This window comes from Alistipes sp. Marseille-P5061 (assembly GCF_900290115.1).
In the GTDB taxonomy this organism is placed as follows: domain Bacteria; phylum Bacteroidota; class Bacteroidia; order Bacteroidales; family Rikenellaceae; genus Alistipes; species Alistipes excrementigallinarum.
In genome coordinates this window covers 345,308-367,164 of sequence record NZ_LT985748.1, presented here as the reverse complement: position 1 = coordinate 367,164, position 21,857 = coordinate 345,308, and the positions used below count along the sequence as shown (strand labels likewise).

The 21,857-nt window shown below is 60.0% G+C and carries 20 protein-coding genes; 15 read left to right on the top strand and 5 right to left on the bottom strand.

Features of this window, described 5'->3' with window-relative positions; all coding sequences use genetic code 11:
- Positions 1-179 precede the first annotated feature (179 nt).
- From C8267_RS01455 to C8267_RS01405, 11 genes are all read left to right on the top strand, one after another.
- The gene (locus tag C8267_RS01455; RefSeq protein WP_106633391.1) at positions 180-1,343 is read left to right on the top strand and encodes a metallophosphoesterase; all 1,164 of its coding nucleotides are present in this window, start codon (positions 180-182) and stop codon (positions 1,341-1,343) included.
- Complete coding sequence (locus tag C8267_RS01450) at positions 1,340-2,425, top strand: dihydrofolate reductase family protein (RefSeq protein ID WP_106633390.1); 1,086 nt, start codon at positions 1,340-1,342, stop codon at positions 2,423-2,425. The genes C8267_RS01455 and C8267_RS01450 overlap by 4 nt, the downstream gene beginning before the upstream one ends.
- 137 nt (positions 2,426-2,562) lie before the next feature.
- The gene (locus C8267_RS01445; protein ID WP_087361815.1) at positions 2,563-4,017 is read left to right on the top strand and encodes a TolC family protein; all 1,455 of its coding nucleotides are present in this window, start codon (positions 2,563-2,565) and stop codon (positions 4,015-4,017) included.
- A gap of 12 nt (positions 4,018-4,029) precedes the next feature.
- Entirely contained in the window at positions 4,030-5,016 is a 987-nt protein-coding gene (locus tag C8267_RS01440; protein ID WP_106633389.1) for an HlyD family secretion protein, read from the top strand.
- Between the two features lie 2 nt (positions 5,017-5,018).
- Positions 5,019-6,197, top strand: coding sequence for an ABC transporter permease (locus C8267_RS01435; RefSeq protein WP_106633388.1), 1,179 nt, complete (start codon positions 5,019-5,021; stop codon positions 6,195-6,197).
- Position 6,198: 1 nt separating this feature from the next.
- A complete protein-coding gene (locus C8267_RS01430; protein ID WP_106633387.1) occupies positions 6,199-7,455 on the top strand; it encodes an ABC transporter permease in 1,257 nt (418 codons plus the stop codon).
- 263 nt (positions 7,456-7,718) lie between these two features.
- Entirely contained in the window at positions 7,719-8,294 is a 576-nt protein-coding gene (gene rbr, locus C8267_RS01425) for a rubrerythrin (protein ID WP_087361819.1), read from the top strand.
- Positions 8,295-8,721: 427 nt separating this feature from the next.
- Positions 8,722-10,398 (top strand): energy-dependent translational throttle protein EttA, encoded by a 1,677-nt coding sequence (ettA, locus tag C8267_RS01420; protein ID WP_087361820.1) that lies wholly within the window; start codon positions 8,722-8,724, stop codon positions 10,396-10,398.
- Between the two features lie 69 nt (positions 10,399-10,467).
- Complete coding sequence (gene hisS / locus C8267_RS01415; RefSeq protein WP_106633386.1) at positions 10,468-11,808, top strand: histidine--tRNA ligase; 1,341 nt, start codon at positions 10,468-10,470, stop codon at positions 11,806-11,808.
- A 14-nt stretch (positions 11,809-11,822) separates the two neighbouring features.
- Complete coding sequence (locus tag C8267_RS01410; protein WP_234025650.1) at positions 11,823-13,427, top strand: S41 family peptidase; 1,605 nt, start codon at positions 11,823-11,825, stop codon at positions 13,425-13,427.
- A 77-nt stretch (positions 13,428-13,504) separates the two neighbouring features.
- Complete coding sequence (locus C8267_RS01405; protein ID WP_087361822.1) at positions 13,505-13,837, top strand: DUF3276 family protein; 333 nt, start codon at positions 13,505-13,507, stop codon at positions 13,835-13,837.
- Positions 13,838-14,650: 813 nt separating this feature from the next.
- Here C8267_RS01405 and C8267_RS01400 read toward each other — a convergent pair.
- Positions 14,651-15,853 carry an MFS transporter gene (locus C8267_RS01400; RefSeq protein ID WP_106633729.1) on the bottom strand — a complete coding sequence of 401 codons (1,203 nt, stop codon included), beginning with the start codon at positions 15,851-15,853 and terminating at the stop codon, positions 14,651-14,653.
- A gap of 15 nt (positions 15,854-15,868) precedes the next feature.
- On the bottom strand, positions 15,869-16,195 hold the full coding sequence (locus C8267_RS01395; RefSeq protein ID WP_021928755.1) for a DMT family transporter: 327 nt from the start codon (positions 16,193-16,195) through the stop codon (positions 15,869-15,871).
- Positions 16,196-16,352: 157 nt separating this feature from the next.
- Between C8267_RS01395 and C8267_RS01390 the strand changes: the two genes are divergently transcribed.
- The gene (locus C8267_RS01390; RefSeq protein ID WP_021928157.1) at positions 16,353-16,916 is read left to right on the top strand and encodes a Crp/Fnr family transcriptional regulator; all 564 of its coding nucleotides are present in this window, start codon (positions 16,353-16,355) and stop codon (positions 16,914-16,916) included.
- Here the strand turns inward: C8267_RS01390 and C8267_RS11000 are convergent.
- Positions 16,866-17,270, bottom strand: coding sequence for a hypothetical protein (locus C8267_RS11000; RefSeq protein WP_087361824.1), 405 nt, complete (start codon positions 17,268-17,270; stop codon positions 16,866-16,868). The genes C8267_RS01390 and C8267_RS11000 overlap by 51 nt on opposite strands.
- On the bottom strand, positions 17,267-18,496 hold the full coding sequence (locus C8267_RS01380; RefSeq protein ID WP_106633385.1) for a site-specific integrase: 1,230 nt from the start codon (positions 18,494-18,496) through the stop codon (positions 17,267-17,269). The genes C8267_RS11000 and C8267_RS01380 overlap by 4 nt, the downstream gene beginning before the upstream one ends.
- A gap of 291 nt (positions 18,497-18,787) precedes the next feature.
- Here C8267_RS01380 and C8267_RS01375 point away from each other — a divergent pair, with 291 nt between their 5' ends.
- The 3 genes from C8267_RS01375 to C8267_RS01365 all read left to right on the top strand — a co-directional run bounded on the left by C8267_RS01375 (position 18,788) and on the right by C8267_RS01365 (position 21,363).
- Positions 18,788-19,735: a DUF368 domain-containing protein gene (locus C8267_RS01375; protein ID WP_106633384.1), complete on the top strand. Its 948-nt coding sequence runs from the start codon at positions 18,788-18,790 to the stop codon at positions 19,733-19,735.
- 4 nt (positions 19,736-19,739) lie between these two features.
- Positions 19,740-20,477, top strand: a complete 738-nt coding sequence (locus tag C8267_RS01370) for a shikimate dehydrogenase family protein (RefSeq protein WP_087361825.1) — start codon at positions 19,740-19,742, stop codon at positions 20,475-20,477.
- A gap of 124 nt (positions 20,478-20,601) precedes the next feature.
- Positions 20,602-21,363, top strand: coding sequence for an energy transducer TonB (locus C8267_RS01365; RefSeq protein WP_106633383.1), 762 nt, complete (start codon positions 20,602-20,604; stop codon positions 21,361-21,363).
- Positions 21,364-21,561: 198 nt separating this feature from the next.
- Here C8267_RS01365 and C8267_RS01360 read toward each other — a convergent pair whose 3' ends face one another.
- Positions 21,562-21,771: a putative signal transducing protein gene (locus tag C8267_RS01360; protein ID WP_087361827.1), complete on the bottom strand. Its 210-nt coding sequence runs from the start codon at positions 21,769-21,771 to the stop codon at positions 21,562-21,564.
- Between the last annotated feature and the right edge of the window lie 86 nt (positions 21,772-21,857).

Genomic DNA, 21,857 nt, shown 5'->3' with positions numbered 1-21,857 from the left:
TGTGTGCGTGCGCTGGCCGATGCAGGGGGCGTTGGAGCGTAATCGGAGTATAATCGGACCGGAATCGGGAGCGGGACGGAAAACCGCGTCGTGCATTTGTGCCGGCCCGCTCCTTTTCGTATCTTTGCAGCGTATCGCCCTCCGGACCCGACGGAGGCTGCAATCTTTTATAAATAGGTATGCTGATAACCGTAACCTTTCTGCTGACGCTCGGCACGATTGCCGCCGATATCTTCGTGTGGCTCCGGCGTGTGCGGCGCAGCGGCTCCGTCCTGCGTCGGCGGCTCTTTGCCGCGTGGTGCATTCTTTCGGACCTGCTTCCCTTTGCCATTGCCGTTGTCAACTGGACGAGCAGCGACAATACTACCCCGGTGATGTCCTTTTCGATGTGGTGCTTCTGGCTCTACCTGCTGCTGGTGCTGCCGCGTCTGCTCTACTACGTATTCCGCCTCTGCCGGCTGCCGCGCGTGGGTGCGGTTGCGGGCGTGGCGCTTGCGGCAGCACTCGTATGGGGCGCTACTTACGGACGCACCACGCTGGTCGTCAACCGGGTGGCGGTGCGGTCGGAGCGGCTGCCGGCATCGTTCGACGGCTTCCGCGTGGCGCAGTTCTCCGACGTGCATGTGGGGTCGATGGTGCATCCCGAACGGGAACTACGCCGATTGGTGGCGGCACTCAACGCCCTGCAGCCCGATGTGGTGCTCTTCTGCGGCGATTTGGTCAACATCCGCTCCACGGAGCTGACCGACAGCGTGCGGAGGATTCTCTCCGGGCTGAAGGCCCCCTGCGGCGTCTACTCCGTCACGGGCAACCACGACGTGGGGGTCTACATCCGCAACACGCTCTCGCTGCCGGCGGACGAGAATCTGCGTCGTCTGGTGGCGGCCCAGCGCTCCATGGGCTGGTACGTGCTTGAGGATACGACGGCCTACCTCGTCCGCGGAGGGGACAGCATCGCCCTGACGGGCATCTCGTTCGACAAGGAGCTGCAGGAGTTCCGCCACTCGTTCCACCTCCCGACGCTCGACCTCTCGGATGCCTACCGCGGCGTTCCCGATTCGCTCTTCAACATCACGCTGAGCCATCTGCCCCAGCTCTGGCCCAACATCACGGCGCTCGGCCGCGGCGATTTGACCCTCTCGGGCCATGTCCACAGCATGCAGCTCCAGCTGCACCTCTTCGGCCGCCGCTATTCGCCCGCGCAGTGGCTCTACGACCGCTGGAGCGGCCGCTACGACTGCCCGGGCAGCACGCTCTACATCAACGACGGCATCGGCTATGTCGGGTACCCGATGCGTCTGGGTGCCTATCCCGAAATTACCCTTTTCACCCTCACGCGATGAACATCTACGCATCTGTTGCCGTCACGGCCGACGGCTATATGGACGACGCCTCGCCGGAGCGTCTCATCATCTCGACGCCGGAGGACTTCATGGAGGTGCAGCGCCTCCGTGCCGCCTGCGACGCCATTCTGGTCGGCGCCGAGACCCTGCGCCGCGACAACCCGTCGCTGCTCGTGCGCGACGAGTCGCTGCGCGCCCGGCGCCGCGCCGAGGGCCGTCCGGAGGATATCGACAAGGTGACCTTCACCGCCTCGGGGCGGTTAGACCCCTCGATGAACTTCTTCACGCAGGGCGCCGGCCGCAAGTTCGTCTTCTCCACGCGGCCGCTGCCCCAACTGGCCGGGGTGGCCGAGGTCGTCGTCCCGGAGGAGCCGCTCACGGCGCAGCTGCTCGTCACCGAGCTTGAGAAGCGCGGCATCGAGCGGCTCCTTGTCGAGGGCGGTCCCCGCACGCTGCGCCTCTTCGCCCGTGCGGGGCTGATTGACACGCTGCGGCTGGCTGTCAACCGCAGCATGCGGCTCGGCGTGGAGGCCGACGCGCCCCGTCTCTGCTTCGACGAGGGGTATCTCGACGTGCCGCACACCGATGCGATGCTGGACGACCGGATGGAAATCCGGACGTGGCGGTTCCATCCCAACACGCGCGAGGAGGACCTCTGCCTGCTGCGCCGGGCCATCGAGCTGAGCCTCCAGTCGCCCCCCAGTCCCACCTCGTACCGGGTCGGGGCCGTGGTCCGCACCGCGCGGGGCGAACTCTTCACGGGTTATACCCACGAAACATCGCCGACGCACCACGCCGAGCAGGAGGCTGTCGCCAAGGCGCTGGCGGCGGGCGCCGAACTGCGCGGGGCGGCCATGTACTCTTCGATGGAGCCCTGCTCGCGCCGCAGCAGCGAGCCCGAGAGTTGCTCGACCATGATGCTGCGGCTGGGCTTTGCGCGGGCGGTCTTCGCCCTCTACGAGCCCGACCGCTTCGTCTGCTGCCGCGGCGCGCTCAATCTGCGCGAGGGGGGTGTCGACGTGCGCGCCTACCCTTCGCTCGGCGGCGAGGTGCTCGCTGTCAATGCCCATCTTTTCCATTGAATGTTGCGGCTGGTCCCCGAGGGTTGGAAAAACGGGCCTTTTTATGCACCCTTTATACCTAATATTGGTCTAAATAACCTTTTCGGCGGACAACTTTGCGGGAATACGTTTATATTTGCCGCAAAAGTTGTTTCGTCATGAAAATCGCACCCCGGATTTTAGCTGCCGCTCTGCTCCTGTCGGGCCTTTCGGCCTACGGGCAGCAGGCCAAGCAGACGCTTTCGTTCGACGAGGCGCTCGCTGCGGCTCTTCAGAATAACCCGGCGCTCGAGGCGGCCGTCTACGAGGAGAAGGCCGCCATGCAGGAGCGCCGCGCGGCCATCGGTCTGCGCATGCCCCAAATCAACCTCTCGGGCGCCTATGCCTATCTGGGCAAGGACATCGGACTGGACCTCAACGACAAGAAGGGAGCCCTGAAGGGGGCTGCAGAGACCATCCTCGGCAGTGGCGTGGTGCCGCCCGAGATGATACCCACCATCAGCGGACTCATCAACCCCCTGTTCAGTGCCGACTGGAAGCTGACGCTGCAGGACCGCAGCCTGGGATTCATCGGCGGCGAGGTGACCCTCCCGCTCTATCTGGGCGGCAAAATCAATACGGCCAACCGCGCGGCCCGCATCAACGAACAGACGGCCGTCGAGCAGAGCAACCAGACGCGCAACGCGCTGGTTTCGGAGCTCGTCGAGCGCTACTTCGGTCTGACGCTGGCGCGGCAGGTGGTCGAGGTGCGGCAGCAGGTGGTCGACGGCGTAAGGCGCCATCTGGAGGATGCCGAGGCGCTCGAGAAGAGCGGCATGATTGCCCACAGCGAGCTGCTCTACGTGCAGTTCAAGATGACCGAAGCGGAACGCGAATTGCAGAATGCGCGGCTGCAGGCCGAGACGGTTGCCTCGGCGCTCAACAACACGCTGGGCGAGGAGACCGCATGCCAGCCCGTGACCTCGATGTTTATCCTCGACGAGCTGGAGGGGGTCGCCTACTACCAGGACCTGGCCCGGAAGTACAGCCCGCTGCTCAACCAGGTGTCGCTCAAGCGGAAGCTGGCCGAGGAGGGGGTGAAGCTCCAGCGTTCGGCCTTCCTGCCGCAGGTGGCGGCCATGGGCGGCGCCATGTTCTACAACTACCAGGTCTCGGGGCTCGTGCCGCGCTGGGCCGTGGGCGTGGGGGTCAACTTCAAGCTCTTCGACGGTCTGAACCGCGAATACAAGTACTCCGCCGCGCGCCATACGGCCCGCCGCGTCGGGGCGCTCGAGCAGAAGGCCGGGCAGGATATCGCCGTGCTGGTCGAGAAGCTCTACAACCAGATGGAGAACTACCGCAACCAGATGGCCTCCATCGACGCCTCGCTGGACTTCGCCTCGGAGTACCTCAAGGTGCAGAACGCCGCCTTCCTGGCCGGAATGGCCTCCTCGTCGGAGCTCATCGACGCCGAACTCAACCTCGCGAAGGTGCGCACCGAGCGGCTGCAGGCTGCCTACAACTACGACCTGATGCTGGCCCGGCTGCTTGAGGCGGCGGGCGTCAGCGACGAGTTCGCGAGCTACATCCGCCGTCCGGATGCCCGTCAGGTGCTCTTCGTCCGTGAAAAATAAAAGCCATACGATATGAAGAAGAATTACGTCATCGGAATCATTGCCGCCGCCGTGGTCATCATCGCCTCGGTGCTGCTCATCAGCTGGTACATCACCCGCAAGACCCCCACGCTGATTCAGGGTACGGTCGAGTGCACCACCTACAAGGCCTCGTCGAAGGTCCCGGGAAGGATTGTCGACATGCTGGTCGAGGAGGGTGACTCGGTGGCCCTCGGACAGCTGCTCTATACCCTCTCGACGCCCGAGCTCGACGCCAAGCTGCGTCAGGCCGAGGCGGTCCGCAGTGCCGCTTCGGCAATGGACCAGGCGGCCATTGCCGGTGCGCGCGTGCAGCAGATTGAGGCCGCGATGAACATGTGGCAGAAGGCTCAGGCCGGGCTGGAACTGGCCCGCAAGACCTACGAGCGGGTGAAGGGCCTCTACGAGCAGGGCGTCCTCCCGGCCCAGAAGCTCGACGAGGCGACGGCCAACTTCCACGCCATGGAGGCGACGGCACAGGCCGCCAAGGCGCAGTACGACATGGCGGCCGACGGTGCCCGCAAGGAGGAGAAGGAGGCTGCGGCGGCCCGCGTCCGTCAGGCCGAGGGGGCCGTGAGCGAGGTGGAGTCCTACATCAGCGACGCGATGGTCTATTCGCCCGTTGCGGGCGAGGTCTCGACGATTGTCGCCGAGCAGGGCGAGCTGGTCGGAAGCGGCTACCCCGTGGTGGCGATTCTCGACATGAGCGACATGTGGGTCACCTTCAACATCCGCGAAACGCTCCTGCCCCGCATCCGGATGGGGACGCGCATGCAGGGCTACGTTCCGGCGCTCGACCGTACGCTGACCTTCCGCGTGAGCTACATCGCCCCGCAGGCCGACTTTGCGACCTGGGCCGCAACGCGTACGCAGGGCGGCTTCGACATCCGCACCTTCGCCATCAAGGCCCGTCCCGAGGGGGAGACCTCGGGGCTGCGTCCCGGCATGAGCGTTCTGGTCGACTGGGATAAAATCGAGTAGTCATGCCGTCGCTGCTGCACCATACGGCCGCCGTGCTGCGGCGCGAGCTGGGAAGAATCGCCCGTCAGCCCATGTATGTGGTGCTGATGCTGCTTCTGCCCGTGCTCTCCTTCTCGTTCTTTGCGCTGCTCTTCGAAAAGGGGGTGGCGCACGACATCCCCATCGCCGTATTCGACGAGGACGGAACGACGCTCTCGCGCAAAATCGTCGACATGATTGACGCGACGCCGACGGCACTGGTGGCCTACGAGGTGCAGGACATGCCGCAGGCCGAGCGGCTCATGCGCGAGGGGCGCATCATGGCCATCGTGCAGGTGCCCGACTTCTTCGAGAAGAACATCCTGAGCAACCGCCAGACCCACGTCGAGGCCTACATCACGGGTACGAACATCACGGTCAACGGCCTGCTCGCACGCGACATCCAGACCGCCGTGACCACCTTCTCGGCCGGCATCCAGCTCCAGCTGCTCACCAAGCAGGGGCTGACCGACCGCCAGGCCATGGCGCAGCTGATGCCCGTACGCTTCAGCAAGCACGTGCTCTTCAACCCCTACACGAACTACGGCTACTACCTCTCGCCGAGCTTCATGCCGATGATGCTGCTCATCTTCGTCATCATGACGACCATCTTCGCCGTGGGCACGGAGCTCAAGCGCGGCACGGCCGGCGAGTGGCTCGCAACGGGCGGAGACTCCGTTGCGGCGTCGGTGGCGGGCAAACTGCTCCCCATCACGGTGGTCATGTTCCTGGTGGCGATGGCCATGCTGTGCATCATCTTCAAGGTGGTGGGCGTGCCGCTCAACGGCTCGCTGTGGGTCATCCTGCTCGCCACGCTGCTCTTCATCGTCAGCTATCAGGCCATCGGACTCTTCATTGTCGCGCTGCTGAGCAACCTGCGCCTCTCGCTCTCCATCGGCGGCGGATACTCGGTGCTGGCCTTCACCTTCTCGGGACTGACCTTCCCCGTGATGGCCATGTGGCCGGCGATGCAGTACCTCAGCCGCCTGTTCCCGTTCACCTACTATACCGACATCTTCGTCGACCAGATGCTGCGGGGCGCCCCCGTCGTCTGCTCGCTGCCCGACCTGGGCTACATGTCGCTCTTTATTCTGTTACCGTTCCTCTGTCGCCGGCGTCTGCGCCGCATCTGCACGGAGGAGAAATTCTGGGGGAGACTTTGACATGACGCGCCTTTCACGACAAATACGCTCCTACTGGCACCAACTGCTCGTCGTCATGCGCAACGAGTACCGCACCATCTTCACCGATGCGGGCGTGCTGCTCATTCTGGTGCTGGCCATCTTCATCTATGCGACGCTCTACTCGAGCGCCTATGGTGCGCAGGTGCTGCGCAACGTCCCGATTGGCGTGGTCGACGAGTGCCGCACGCCGACGAGCCGCAGCCTGATTGACCTCTTCAACGCGGGTCCGAACACCTATGTGGCCTACGAACCCACCGACATGGAGGCGGCGCGGCGGCTCTTCTTCGACCGCAAAATCTACGGCATCGTCTACATCCCCTCCGACTACGAACGGCATCTGCTCGGGGGCGAGCAGGCCAACGTGGCGATATACGTCGATGCCAGCTACTTCCTGATGTACCGCCAGGTCTTCCAGGAGGTGGTCACCTCCATCGGCGCCACGGGGGCGATGGTCGAGTTTCAGCGGCTGGTGGCCAAGGGGGCTAACATCCCGCAGGCGCAGGCCACCACGCAGCCCGTGATTTACGAGTCGCACAACCTCTTCAACCCCTATCTGGGCTACGGCACCTTCGTCATGCCGGCCATCATCATGGTGATTATCCAGCAGACGCTGCTCATCGGCATCGGCATGATTGGCGGCACGTGGCGCGAGTTCGGCCTCTACACGAAGCTCTGCCCCGAGGGGCGCTGCCGGCTCTCGACCCTGCCGGTCGTCATGGGCAAGGGGCTGGTCTACGCCAGCATCTACGCCGTGACGTCGCTCTACATCCTCGGACTGCACTACCGGCTGTTCCACTACCCGATGAACGGTGCGACGGGAACCCTCGTGCTCTTCATGGCAGCCTACCTGGCGGCCTGCATCGCCATGGGCATCGCCGTCTCGACCCTCTTCCGCTACCGCGAAAATTCGCTGCTGCTGTTGCTCTGGACCTCAATCCCCTTCCTCATGCTGAGCGGCGTTTCGTACCCCGCCGAGGCGATTCCCGGGTGGCTGCTCGACTTCGGGCGGATTCTCCCCTCGACGCACGGCGTCAATGGCTTCATCCGCATCCAGAGCATGGGGGCTTCGCTTGCGGAGGTGCTGCCCGAAATCAAGATGCTCTGCATCCTCACGCTGCTCTACGGCGGTCTGGCCTGCATCAGCACCCATCTGGTCATCGGACGCGAATGGCGCATGCAGCAGAAGCGGCGGAGCGATGCCGAAGAGCCCTGTTCGTGCGACGGCAGCGGTAGGTGATGCGGTCCGGCGGAGGGAGGCTGCTGCTTCCGTTCGGAAGGCCGGGACGGGCGCGACGGTCGACTCTCTCCTCTTCGGCTGGCTGGGACGGACGAGGCTGCCCGGCGGTTTAGTTAGATGGTTTAAATGGCTTCCGATAGTTTCGGACCGCACTATAAGTCCGACAAATAACGCTATCGGAAAAAACGATGGAATTTTTGTTGGAAGGATGCGGAATTTGCATACCTTTGCCTCAGACGAAAACCTCATTAAACAATACAACCATGAAAAGCATCAAGGGAACCAAGACCGAGCAGAATCTGCTCAAGGCATTTGCCGGCGAAAGCCAGGCCCGCAACCGCTACGTATTCTTTGCAAGCGTGGCCAAGAAGGAGGGCTACGAACAGATTGCAGGCGTCTTCACTGAGACGGCCGAGCAGGAGAAGGAGCATGCAAAGCGTTTCTTCAAATTCCTCGAGGGCGGCGAGGTGACCATCACCGCCTCCTACCCTGCCGGAAAAATCGGCACCACGCAGGAGAATCTGCTGGCTGCGGCCAAGGGCGAGAACGAGGAGTGGGACGTGCTCTACCCCGAGTTTGCCCGCGTGGCCGACGAGGAGGGCTTCCCCGAAATCGCCACGGCGTTCCGCATGATTGCAACTGTCGAGGCTGAGCATGAGAAGCGCTACCTGAAGCTGCTGAGCCGCCTGACCGACGGCAACTTCTTCAAGCGTGACGGCGAAATCTGGTGGCAGTGCCGCAACTGCGGTTATGTCTGCAAGGCTTCGGAGGCTCCGCAAATCTGCCCCTCCTGCAAGCATCCGCAGGCCTACTTCGAGCCCAAGAAGGAGAACTATTAGTCGGTTTACCGCCGCGACCGGGCCGTGACGGATAACCTGCAAGCCATCGCCCCGATGCCTCGAGCATCGGGGCGATTTCGTTTTGTTGGACGCGCGGGCGGAGGCGAGCGTGAGCTGTGGCCGGATGGATGGGCAGGGAAGACCGACAGAGAGCGGGCGGCGGACAGAAATTGCAGACGATTTCTACCGCCCGTGCGGCGGTGCGCGGGCGGAGGCATTCGGCGGCGAGAATATGCCGGCGGCAAGGGGCTTGCCCGGTGGATTCAGAACCCCGTCTGGGCGCTCTCGTGGTCCGTTCCTTGGGGCAGAACGGAGCGGGCAGGCGCCTCCGAGTGTTAAAATTATCGGCTTCGGTGCGGCGGAGGCGGATTCTCGGCGAAAAATTCGTATCTTTGTCGAATCATGCGAAACTAGTAAAACCCCAAATATGGCAGACGAAAAAATCATCTTCTCGATGGTGGGTGTGAGTAAGACCTTCACCAACCAGAAAAAAGTGCTGAACAACATCTACCTCTCCTTCTTCTACGGAGCCAAAATCGGCATCATCGGTCTGAACGGCGCCGGAAAGTCGACCCTCATGAAGATTATTGCCGGCATCGACAAGAACTTCCAGGGCGAGGTGGTCTTTTCGCCCGGCTATACGGTGGGCTATTTGGAGCAGGAGCCCAAGCTCGACGATACGAAGACCGTCCGCGAGGTGGTCGAAGAGGGGTGCGCCGCCACGGTAGCCCTGCTCAAGGAGTACGAGGATATTAACATGAAGCTCTGCGAGCCGATGGACGACGACGCGATGGCGCGCCTCATCGAGCGCCAGGGCGAGCTCTACGAGCAGATTGACCACGTGAACGGCTGGGAGTTGGACAGCGTGCTCGAGCGTGCGATGGACGCCCTGCGCTGCCCCGACCCCGACCAGTCGGTCAAGGTGCTTTCGGGCGGTGAGCGGCGCCGCGTGGCGCTGTGCCGTCTGCTGCTGCAGCAGCCCGACGTGCTGCTGCTCGACGAGCCGACGAACCACCTCGACGCCGAGTCGATTGACTGGCTCGAGCAGCACCTCCAGCAGTACAAGGGTACGGTCATCGCCGTGACGCACGACCGTTACTTCCTGGACAACGTGGCCGGTTGGATTCTGGAGCTCGACCGCGGCGAGGGCATCCCCTGGAAGGGCAACTACTCGGGCTGGCTTGAGCAGAAGACCAAGCGTCTGGAGATGGAGGAGAAGCAGGAGTCGAAGCGCCGCAAGACGCTCGAACGCGAGCTGGAGTGGGTGCGCATGTCGCCCGCCGGCCGCCACGCCAAGTCGAAGGCCCGACTGTCGGCCTACGACAAGATGCTCAACGAGGATGCCAAGCAGAAGGAGGAGAAGCTCGAAATCTTCATCCCCAACGGTCCGCGTCTGGGCGACGTGGTCATCGAGGCGCACGATGTCTCGAAGGCCTTCGGCGACCGCGTGCTCTACGAGCATCTGAACTTCTCGCTGCCGCCCGCCGGCATCGTCGGCGTCATCGGCCCCAACGGTACGGGCAAGACGACCCTCTTCCGGATGATTATGGGGCTCGAGCAGCCCACGTCGGGAACCTTCCGCGTCGGGCCGACGGTCAAGCTGGCCTACGTAGACCAGCAGCACAAGTCGATTGACCCCGAGAAGACGGTCTACGAGGTCATCTCGCAGAACAGCGACCTCATCACGCTGGGCAACCGCCAGGTCAACGCCCGCGCCTACGTGGCCCGCTTCAACTTCACGGGTGCCGACCAGGAGAAGAAGTGCGGCATGCTCTCGGGCGGTGAGCGCAACCGGCTCCATCTGGCCATCGCCCTCAAGGAGCAGGGCAACGTGCTGCTGCTCGACGAGCCGACGAACGACATCGACGTCAACACGCTCCGCGCGCTGGAGGAGGGCCTCGAGAACTTCGCCGGCTGCGCCGTGGTCATCTCGCACGACCGCTGGTTCCTCGACCGCATCGCCACCCACATCCTCTCGTTCGAGGGCGACTCGAAGGTGGTCTTCTACGAGGGCTCCTACAGCGAGTACGAGGCGTGGAAGCGTGCCCAGGGCGGCGATACGACGCCCCACCGCGTGAAGTACAAGAAACTGATTGAAAACTGACGGAGCGCCTCGCGTTGCCGCGAGCGCCTCTCCGTTTGAACCAGAGACAGAATTCAACAAGATACGGTTATGCAGAAACCTTCGATTCCCAAGGGTACGCGCGACTTCTCCCCCGCGGAGATGATGCGCCGCCAGTATATTTTCGACACCATCCGGGGCGTCTTCCGCCTCTTCGGCTTTGCGCCACTCGAGACGCCCGCCATGGAGAACCTCTCCACGCTGCTGGGCAAGTACGGCGACGAGGGAGACAAGCTCCTCTTCAAGATTCTCAATTCGGGCGACTACGCCGCCGGACTTTCCGACGACGAGGTGCGCCAGGCCTCGCGCATCTGCGAGAAGGGGCTGCGCTACGACCTCACGGTCCCCTTCGCCCGCTACGTCGTGCAGCACCGCGACGAGCTGTCGTTCCCCTTCCGCCGCTACCAGATGCAGCCCGTATGGCGGGCCGACCGTCCGCAGAAGGGTCGCTACCGCGAGTTTTACCAGTGCGACGTCGACGTCATCGGCACCCGCTCGCTGCTGTGCGAGGTGGAGCTGGTCGAGATTGTCGAGCGGGTCTTCCGCGCATTGGGCATCCGCGTGGTGCTCAAGATGAACAACCGCAAGATTCTCTACGGCATCGCCGAGGCCATCGGCCATGCCGACAAGATGATGGACATCACGGTGGCCATCGACAAGCTGGAGAAAATCGGGCTGGAGCAGGTCAAGGCCGAGCTGCTCGAGCGCGGTCTTACGGAGGAGGCCGTGGCACGGCTTCAACCGATTCTCGAGCTGAGCGGAGATAATGCTCAGAAGCTCGCATCGTTGCGCGAGGTGCTCTCGGCATCGGAGACCGGTCTCAAGGGCATCGAGGAGATGGAGACCATCTTCGGCCATGTGGCCAGCCTGGGGCTGGAGCTGCCCGTTGAGCTGGACCTCTCGCTGGCGCGCGGTCTGAACTACTATACGGGGGCCATCTTCGAGGTCAAGGCGCTCGATTTCGCCCTCGGCTCGATTTGCGGAGGCGGCCGCTACGACGACCTGACGGGCATCTTCGGCATGCCCAACACCTCGGGTGTCGGCATCTCGTTCGGTGCCGACCGCATCTACGACGTCATGACGGGGCTCAACCTCTTTCCCGAAGGGGTCGGCTGCTCGACGCGCGTGCTCTTCGTCAATCTGGGCGAGGCCGAGCAGGCCGCGTCGCTCGGTCTGCTCCGCACGCTGCGCGATGCGGGCATCGCCGCCGAGATTTACCCCGAGGCTGCCAAGATGAAGAAGCAGATGGAGCACGCTAACCGCCGTGCGATTCCCTACGTGGCGATTGTCGGCAGCGATGAGCTTGCACGCCGCGAGGTGACGCTCAAGGATATGCGCTCGGGCGAGCAGAGCTCGGTGCCCTTCGGTGAATTGGTTTCGCACATCCACTGAAACGCAGGGAACGGATGATGAGCCGCGCGGTCGCATGTCGCTTTGTGCTGCTGTTGCTTGCAGCCTTGTGGGGGCTTGTGTCGTCGGCGCAGGCCCAGGCCCAGGGGGATGCCGTTGTGCAGCAGCAGAAGCTCAACCGGGTCTACCAGCTGCTCGAGCGGCTCTACGTCGATGACGTGGAGATGGCTCCGCTGGTCGAGAGCGCCATTACGGCCATGCTCGAGGAGCTTGACCCCCACTCTGCCTACCTCGGCGCCGAGGAGATGAAGGGGGTGCAGGCGAGCTTCGATGGCGAGTTCAGCGGCATCGGCGTGGAGTTTTCGCTGTTGCGCGATACGATTGTCGTGGCCAACACCATTGCGGGCGGTCCGGCCGAACAGGTCGGCGTGCTGCCCAACGACCGCATCGTCCGCATTGATACGCTCGATGCCGTGGGGATGCGCATGGGCGATGTCCCCCGCTACCTGCGCGGTGAGCGTGGTACGAAGGTCGGAATCGACGTGATGCGCCACGGCGTGGCCGGGCAGCTGCACTTCGTCATCACGCGCGACCGCATTCCGCTCAACACGGTCGATGCCGCCTACATGCCGGCCGAAGGCATCGGCTACATCAAAATCAACCGCTTCGGGCGGACGACCATGACGGAGTTTCTGGAGGCCTTCCACGGCTTCGACCGCTGCGAGGGGCTGATTGTCGACCTGCGCGGCAACGGCGGCGGCCTGCTCGAGCAGGCCATCCTGCTGGCGGAGTTCCTGCTTCCCCGCGGTTCGACGATTGTCTCGACCGAGGGGCGCGCCGTCACTCCGACGAGCTTCGAGGCGCGCGGCGGCGAGAAGTTCCGCGGAAATCTGGTGGTGCTCATCGACGAGTCGTCGGCCTCGGCCAGCGAGATTGTCTCGGGTGCGGTGCAGGACTGGGACCGCGGCGTGATTGTCGGCCGGCCGAGCTTCGGCAAGGGGCTCGTGCAGCGGCAGATTCCGTTGGGTGACGGCTCGACGGTCCGCATCACCATCGCGCGCTACCACACCCCCTCGGGCCGCGTCATCCAGCGCCCCTATGAGAACGGCAAGCGGCGCGAGTACTACCTCGACCATCTGCGGCGCTACGACGACCGGGTGCGCGACTCGCTTGACGCCGGGGCTCCGCTCTATGAGACGCTCCGGAGCCATCGCACGGTGCGGTGCGGCGGAGGCATCACTCCCGACGTGATTGTTGCCGAGGATACGACGGGCGTGACGAACTACTATGCCGAGCTGGTGCGCCGCGGTGTGGTGAACGAATTCGTGCTCTCCAGTCTGGATGCCCGCCGGGCGGAACTTGAACGCCTCTACCCCGATTTCGAGACCTTTGCGGCGCAGTTCGAGCCCGACGAGGCGATGCTCGACGAGCTGGTGACGCTCGGCTGCGGGCGCGGTGTACCCTACGACGATGCTCAATACATTGAATCGAAGTCGTTTATCCGGCTCCACCTCAAGGCGCTCCTCGGACAGCGTCTCTACGGCGTGGGGGCTTTCTACCGCGTGATGAACGAGGGACGGCCTGGAAGTTACTCGCGGGCGCTCGAGATTTTGAGCGATTGGGAGACGCAGGGCCGCTTGTTGCTTGATATCAGAAATTAAGCACTCTTTTTTTGCATAGTCGTCGTTTTTGTATACCTTTGTGGGCGAAATCAATCCCTCGTAAAGGTATATAGGTTATGACATCTCAAACCTCGTTTCGCAAAGAGAATGAAGACTTTGGCGAACAAATCATGACGAAGGCCGTGAAGGCGGGTCGTCGTACTTATTTTTTTGATGTGCGTGCCACACGCGGTGACGATTATTTCCTGACCATCACCGAGAGCCGCAAGAAGAGCAATCCCGACGGGACGGTGGTCTTCGACCGCCACAAGATTTTCCTCTACAAGGAGGATTTTGTCAAATTCAGCGACGGTCTTGCCGAAGTGATTGCCTTTATCCGCAAGGCCAAGCCCGAGTTCTTCGAACAGCAGGAGCGCGCCGAAGAAGAGCGGGTAGCGGCAGAGTTGTAACGCGGCGGCGGTTTGTAAATCCTTTGGGACGGGGTGCGTGGCGTACCCGGGAAACGCAGCAGAGAACAGGAGAGCGAGCGTGGAGTGGATGGAGAACGGACGATGAGAGGGAGAAAGAGGATGAAGGGATGATGGAGGAAGAGATGATGAGAGGTGCGAGGTGAAGAAGGAGCGATGAATGGCAGAGAGATGAAGGAGAGAGGGGACGGATGAAGGATGAAGACGGGAGCGTGAGGCGTGAGATGGAGGATAAGCGAGGATGCAGAGAGAGAATGCAGAGAAGAGTGAGGAAAAGCGAGAAGGTGCAGCGAGGAAGAGAGTGAGAGGAAGAGGAGGTGAGAAGTGGAAGTGAGTGAGGATGCTGTTCCCAAATAAGGATTTGTCAAATCGTATGCGGTTGCCCGTGGGCAGCCGTTTGTCGTATATGGCCGGTCCGGTTGTGCGTTGAGTGGCAGCCGGCCCGGTCTGTCTGCTGTATTAAGGCCCGGCCTGCCTGCTGCGGTACGGGCCGGACGGGCAGCCGGTGGCGGATAACAGGGCGGGTGCGGTCTCGGAAGGCGGCAACTCGCTCGATTTTATTGCGCAGACAGCTCCTCCACAAGGGGCATAATCCCGAATTTTGCGTAAATCTGTATAAGGAATATACCTCGTTGAAATTAAGAGAGTTAGAATAATTACCTCGTTTTGGAGTAATGAGTTGGCAACCGTTCCAATTGCCGTGGTCTGCATCGCTTTGCTTGTTCGGGAAACTCTTACGGTACAAAGGTATGAAAAATATTCAGACTGAAAGGATCATTCCAAAAATTATTTTAGTCAGAATATTGAGCATTCATCCTTATGCAGTCTTGGTTGGAAGCAATTAACGAACAAGGAAGCCACGGTAAAGGCAACTCCTACTCCTACCACGCCTGCCCATCCGTAATGTTGCCAAAACAGACTTGAAACGAACGTACCAGCAGAACCGCCCAGAAAGTAGATGGTCATATAAACGGTATTGACTCGGTTGATGGCGGATGCGTCAAGGGAGACCACGCTGGTCTGATTTGACAAATGGATGCATTGCATTCCTGCATCAATCAAAAGGATGGCGATTATCATCCACAAGTAGCTGTCATTTCCAAAAAATGCCAACAACCATGCAGCCAAGATAACACATCCCCCGACAATGGAGAAGAACCTTACGCCGTACTTCTGGATATAGCCGCTAATGAATACAACCGTAGACGCACCTGCCAATCCGCACAAACCGAGTGCCCCGATAATATCGTCATCCGCAAAGAATGGCTCTTGCTTCATCCGGAAAGCAAGGCAACTCCACAACGCAAAGAACGAGCCATAAGCCAATGCCGCCCTCAACGAAGCGATACGCAAGTACGGGTATTGGGAGAGCAGACGCAACAAGGATTTCATCAGCCCTGCATAACTTTCTTGAGAGCGGGCAGACAGCACGGGCAGCATCTTGTAAATCATCAGAAAACATCCGAGCATAAACACGCAAGCCACGAAATAGACGGAACGCCATCCCCACACATCAGCCAGAAAGCCACTGAAGACCCGCGAGCCGAGAATGCCTATGAGCAAGCAGGATTGTATAATGCCCACATTGCGCACCTTGTGTGCAGGTGCTGAATGGTAAGACACCAACGGGATGAAGAACTGCGGCATGACCGAAGATGCGCCGGCAAGCAAGGATGCGCCCCACACCCAGTAGATGTTCGGGGCAAGGGATATGGCAAGCAAGGCGCACGCAGAAACGATATAATTGGTCAATATCAGCTTCTTTCGTGAAACCAAATCACCCAGTGGGATGACAAATACAAGTCCGGTCACATAGCCTATCTGGGTCAATGTCGCAACCATGCTGGCAGAAAAGTCGCTTACCCCAAAATCCTTTGCCATGCTGCCCAACAAAGGCTGGTTGTAGTAGCAGTTGGCAACGGAAAGCCCGGTAGCGACTGCCATCAGAGCCAGCAGAGGTGCCGGAATGCCGTGGTTTTCTCTCAATTCATATTTCATCATTTATTCCTCCTTTCAGTATGACACAACTTTCAATCCAATCAAGGAGGCAATGAGCGTGAACAGGAAGAAAAGCCGTATGGGAGTGGCCGGCTCTTTGAAAACGAATATCCCAATCAAGACCGTGCCGACCGCTCCGATACCCGTCCAAATGGCGTATGCCGTGCCCAAAGGCAAAGTCTGAACCGCTTTGGCAAGTAATGCCATACTCAATACCGTGGAAGCCAAGAAACCGCTTCCCCACAGATAAAAACCAATACCTGATGCCTCTCTCGTTTTTCCCAAGCAGAATGTAAGGCTTACCTCAAACAATCCTGCCAAAAATAAAATTATCCAATTCATACCTATGATTTATTAAATTCGGGTGCAAAAGTAAGCAAGTAATTTCTAACCGTTTTTTACATTTGGTAAAAACGGATTTTGCATTTGACAAAAAAACAGCCGTTAGCAGCTGTTTCTGTGCGCTATTTTATAATTTTGTACCACAACAAAATGACTTATGGATATAAAGGAAATCATCAACCAGAGATATGCCATGCCGGATGCGTCTTTGGACAAGTTGCGGCAATGCCTGACGGAAGTCTCATACCCAAAAGGATTCCAAGTGTTGGAATATGGCAAGATAGAAAAAGACATCTTTTTCATCAAGAAAGGCATTGTCCGCGCCTATACTTCGGTAGAGGGGAAAGAAATTACCTTTTGGGTCGGCAAGGAAGGGGCGACTATTGTTTCCATGAAAGGATATGTGAATGACGAACCGGGGTATGAAACAATGGAGCTGATGGAAAATTCTGTCTTATATGTATTGGAAAGGAAAAAACTGAAAGAGTTATTCTTGAAGGATTTGCACATAGCCAATTGGGGACGGCGTTATGCGGAAATGGAACTGCTTGCTGCCGAGGAACGGCTGATTTCCATGTTGTCAGCCGTCGCCTCGGAACGGTATCACGAGTTGTTGGAGAAAGAGCCTGATTTGTTACAGCGGTTGCCGTTAGGAAGTATCGCCACCTATTTAGGCATCACACAGGCAAGTTTGAGTAGGATTCGGGCACAAATAAAATGACGTTTCACCTAACGAAAGCCAAAGCATTTGTCTGTCTTTTCGCAAGCACAGCCTTTCCAGCAAGACATTACGCACTCTTGCGGCATTGGATGTGTTGATACGGAAAGCCAGTGCCATTACCATTGGCAGCGCATACACTTCCAAATAATAACCGTTTGGCAGCCTGATGCGCCTTTCCACTTCGCAAGATTGCAACACTCCGCTCCTATACACGGCTCGGACAGCGGCACGGAGTGTCGGGGCGATTACATCAAACAGCGTTACCAACTCCATTTCGCTCATCCACACATTGGCTATATCGGACGGTACGGCAACCCTGCCGCTTCCGTCCATCGTGATTGTTGCCCGTTTCATATCCCTGCCACCTTGATGTTACCGAATGACTTGCTCAACTTGTCGCCCAGCATCGTGAGGTCGTTATCCAGCTTCTCCACGGTTATCTTCGCATAGATTTGGGTCGTTTCGATGTTCGTATGTCCCAAAATGCGGCTTACGCTCTCTATCGGCATACCCTTGCAGAGAGCCAGGGTTGCGAATCCATGACGTGAGCAATGGAAGCTGATGTCCTTATTCACGCTGCATTCCCGTATCATCTTCTTCAACGGCTTGCAGATTGACCAATAGTTCAGATTGGGGAATACGAAGTCGTTTTCTTGGAACGGTCGGTAACGCTCGATTATCTGCAAGGGGATGTCCAGCAGCTTCACTTGGAAAGGTACGCCCGTCTTGTGACGCTTGGAGATAATCCACTTCTCGCCGTTCACCTCCACGATTCGGTCGTTGGTCAGTTCCTTGATGTCCACGAAAGAGAGGGCGGTGAAACTCGCAAACACAAACAGGTCACGGATATATGCCAGTTTCGGGTCTGAGAACTCGTGCGTCATCACCGCCTTCAACTCATCCTCCGTCAGAAACTCACGCTCCTTGACATTCGGGCTGATGTGGAATTGCGCAAACGGGTTTCTCGGTATCAGTCCGTTGAAGTGCGCACGCATCACCACGCCTTTCAGCCACATGCACTTCTCCCATATAGTGCCGTTGCGCAATCCCGCTTCCGTGGAGAGATAGACCGCAAACTCCTTGATGAAGTCGGGCGTAAGTTCCAGCATCGACATGTCGCTGCGCTTGTAGAACGACTTGATGAATGCCGCCACATAGTTCCTTGCCACTACCCTTGACTGATAGGTCGCCAACTTCCTGTCCTTGCCGACACGCTTCTTGAACACCTCGTTCTCACGGTCGAAGGCTTTGAGCAGCGTTTCATACTCGCCGCCTATGCCCTGATAGGCGTTGCGTACCATCTCTGCCGTCACAAACGCCTCACGGTCGGAAATGCGCTGGTAGTGCTTGATGATTTGCGCCTTGATGTTGTCAAGCGCAAGGTTCGTCTCCCTCGCTTCCACGCTCTTGCCTTTGGCACGGTTGCCCTTTGCATCCCAAAGCTCCTTTGTGATGCTCCGCTTGCAACTGAACTGCGCTACCGTCCCGTTGATTGTAACCCGTCCCATGATGGGGACAATTCCGTTCTTCTCCTTGCTGCCGTTCGTATAGAACAGCACGCGAAATGTGCTCCTTGTCATACTCGTCCTTTTTTGGTTGCAAAACTATAAATCAACGAGTTAAACCTTGACAAGCAAACCTATGCAGAACGGCACAAACGGGACGAAAAGTGTTAAATCTGCATTTCTGACGGGTAACGAATAGGAAACCGTTCTCTTTCTCCAATCCGCTTTGAAACGCTATTCAGCCCTCTATCCAACTTCCGCGATTTTCTCCTAACTACTTAATTCACAGATTACATTGCGTTAATCTGCCGAATTTTGGAGGTTTTTCCATAGATTTTGATTAACTTTGCGCAAATTCTGCTGACGATGAAATTTCATCAATACCTTATTCTGACCCTCAAGGGGTGTGCCATGGGAATGGCCGATGTCGTTCCCGGTGTCTCGGGCGGAACCATCGCCTTCATCTCGGGCATCTACGAGGAGCTCATCGACTCCATCAAGAGCATCAATATGCAGGCGCTCAAGCTGCTCTTCACCTTCCGCCTGGCCGAATTCTGGCGCCACATCAACGGCCGCTTCCTCTGCGCCGTGCTGCTGGGCATCGCCATCTCCATCTTCTCGCTCGCGCGGCTGATGATCTATCTGCTCACGCACCACCCCATCGCCATCTGGTCCTTCTTCTTCGGACTGATTGTCGCCTCGGCGCTGCTGGTCGCCCAGCAGGTGGGCAAGTGGAACGTGCAGAACGTGCTGTCGATGCTCGTCGGCGTCGTCGTGGCGTGGTGGATTACGGTTGCTTCGCCCACGGAGACGCCCGATACGTGGTGGTTCATCCTCCTCTCGGGTGCGATTGCCATCTGCGCGATGATTCTGCCCGGCATCTCGGGCGCCTTCGTCCTGCTGCTGCTCGGCAAGTACCAGTTCATCATGCAGGCGGTCGGCGACCTGAACATCCCCGTGCTGCTGACCTTCGCCGTCGGCGCCGTTGCGGGCATCATCAGCTTCTCGCACCTGCTCTCGTGGCTGCTCAAGCACTGGCACGACATCACGGTGACGTTGCTCATGGGCTTCATGCTCGGGTCGCTCAACAAGGTGTGGCCCTGGAAGGAGGTGACCGAGATGTATGTCGACAGCCACGGCGAGCTGCAGCCGCTCGTCGAGCGCAACGTCCTGCCGGGCCGCTTCGAGGCGCTCACGCAGCTCGATGCCCAGGTGGCCGAGGCCGTCGTGCTCTGCATCGTGGGATTTCTGCTTATCTATGCCATCGAACTGGCGGGCCGCATCATCATGAAGCGGCAGGGAAAGGAGGAGTAGCCCCATGCGACGCTTCGGACTGGTCGGGCGTACCCTCGCCCACTCCTTTTCGGCAGCCTATTTCGCGGAAAAGTTCCGCCGCGAGGGGCTCGACGACTGCTCCTATGCGCTTTACGAACTTCCGTCGGTCGACGGGGTGCGCGATTTGCTGGAGCGCGAGCCGGAGCTTTGCGGCTTCAACGTGACGATTCCCTACAAACGGTCTATCCTCCCGCTGCTCGACGAGCTCAGCTTCGAGGCGCAGTGCATCGGAGCGGTCAACTGCGTGAAGCGCACGGCCGGGGGTCGGCTCTGCGGCTACAACACCGACGTGGAGGGGATATATGCCTCGCTGACGCAGCTGCTTGACGGCGAGCTGCCCGACGAGGCGCTCGTGCTGGGTACGGGCGGGGCGTCGCAGGCCGTACAGTATGCGCTTGCGCAGTGGGGAATACCCTACCGTCTGGTGTCGCGCGATGCGGCGCGGGGTGATTATACGTATGATAATCTTCCGTGTGAGGTGGTCGAGCGTTCGCACTTGATAATCAATGCAACGCCTGTAGGCACCTACCCTGCCGTCAACGAGGCTCCGCGCATCCCCTACGGCTATGTAACGCCGGCGCACCGCCTCTTCGACCTGGTCTACAATCCCCCGCTCACGCAGTTTCTCGATTACGGCCGCCAGCGCGGGGCACGGACGCTCAACGGCGAGCTGATGCTCCACGTGCAGGCCGAAGCCTCGTGGCGCATCTGGAACGAGTAGACGTGGTCGGGCCCGGCCCGCGGCCGGGGTGAACGATAATAATGATGTAGCGGGTGCAAACGATGACGCCGGTGCGGCCCGAGACCGGGCAAATGCGGAGAACGAATCAAACCATCACAGGTACATGAACTTGAAAATTCGGATTTCGATTCTGGCGGCGCTGCTCCTTTCGGGCGGTGTCGTGACGGCGCAGCAGACTGAAGCGTCTGCTCCCGAGCAGACGCCTCCCCTCTTCCAGGGGACGGCTCCCCAGCGCTTTATCGTCCGTCTGGTGAGCGAGGCCGAGCAGATTGCGCTGGCAGAGGAGGTCAAGGCGGCCGACCTCTCGCCGGTGGTCTACGTGCGGACGGTCATCGATACGACGGGGCGTCCGACGGCGTGGCGCTACATGGACCGGACGTGCCAGGGGCGCGATTTCCGCGACGTGGAGCCGGCTACGGAGGCTACGCGCCGCGTGCTGGAGCAGGCGCTCGACAGCCTCGAGGCCTGGACCCCCGCAACGCGCGGCGGCCGTCCGTGTGAGGCGGAGCTGGGGCTGCAGCTGCGCCTGCCCGTCGAGAAGATTGCCCGCAAGCAGGATGGCGACCCGCTGCTCTTCATGGGAGAGACGCCCGACAAGAGCTTCCATCAGTGGGCGCGCACGCACATGCGTTACTTCGCCAATGCGGGTTCGTCCAAGGCCGAAGGGCAGCTCGTGGTTCGCTTCCGCGTCGAGTCCGACGGTCGCATCACCATCCTCGAGGCGTCGGATTTCCCCGACCAGAAGCTGGTGCGCGACGTGGTGCGCGTCATCCGCAAGAGCGAGGGCAAATGGACGCCGCGGCGCATCGACGGCAAGCCGGTGGCCAGCGAGTACTCCTATCGGGTCTATTATACGGGCAGCTGATGGAACGAACATCGAGGGCGGAGGGCCCTCGACGCGATATCCCGCCGGCGGAGGCGGGCTGAAACGACGGCGGGACGGGGGCAAACAGCGAACCTTCGCCCCGCCGTGCGCAATACGGGGCGTGTCGGAGAGTGCCGGTCGCGCCGTGAAGTGTGAAGGGAGCCGTTCACTGCAGAACGGCTCCCTTGGTCTGTGCGGCTAACGGTGGCGCAGCAGGTCCTGCGCCCGCTCGAAATCCTCCTTGCGGACGACGAGCTGGGCGGGCATCGTGCCGATGGGATAGATGGTCGACATGTATTCGTTGCGGATTGTCGACTCGATGCCGGCACTGTCGAGCATTGACTTGGCTATTTCGGCCTCCATGAGCGTGTTGTACTCCGCCAATACAATCTGCGATTCCTCTTTCATGGCTGTTCGGTTTTAGGTTTGCTGCCTTTTCGGCTATTTAAAGATAAGCAATTTGTTGATAAAATGCAACAGCGGCTCCCGATTTT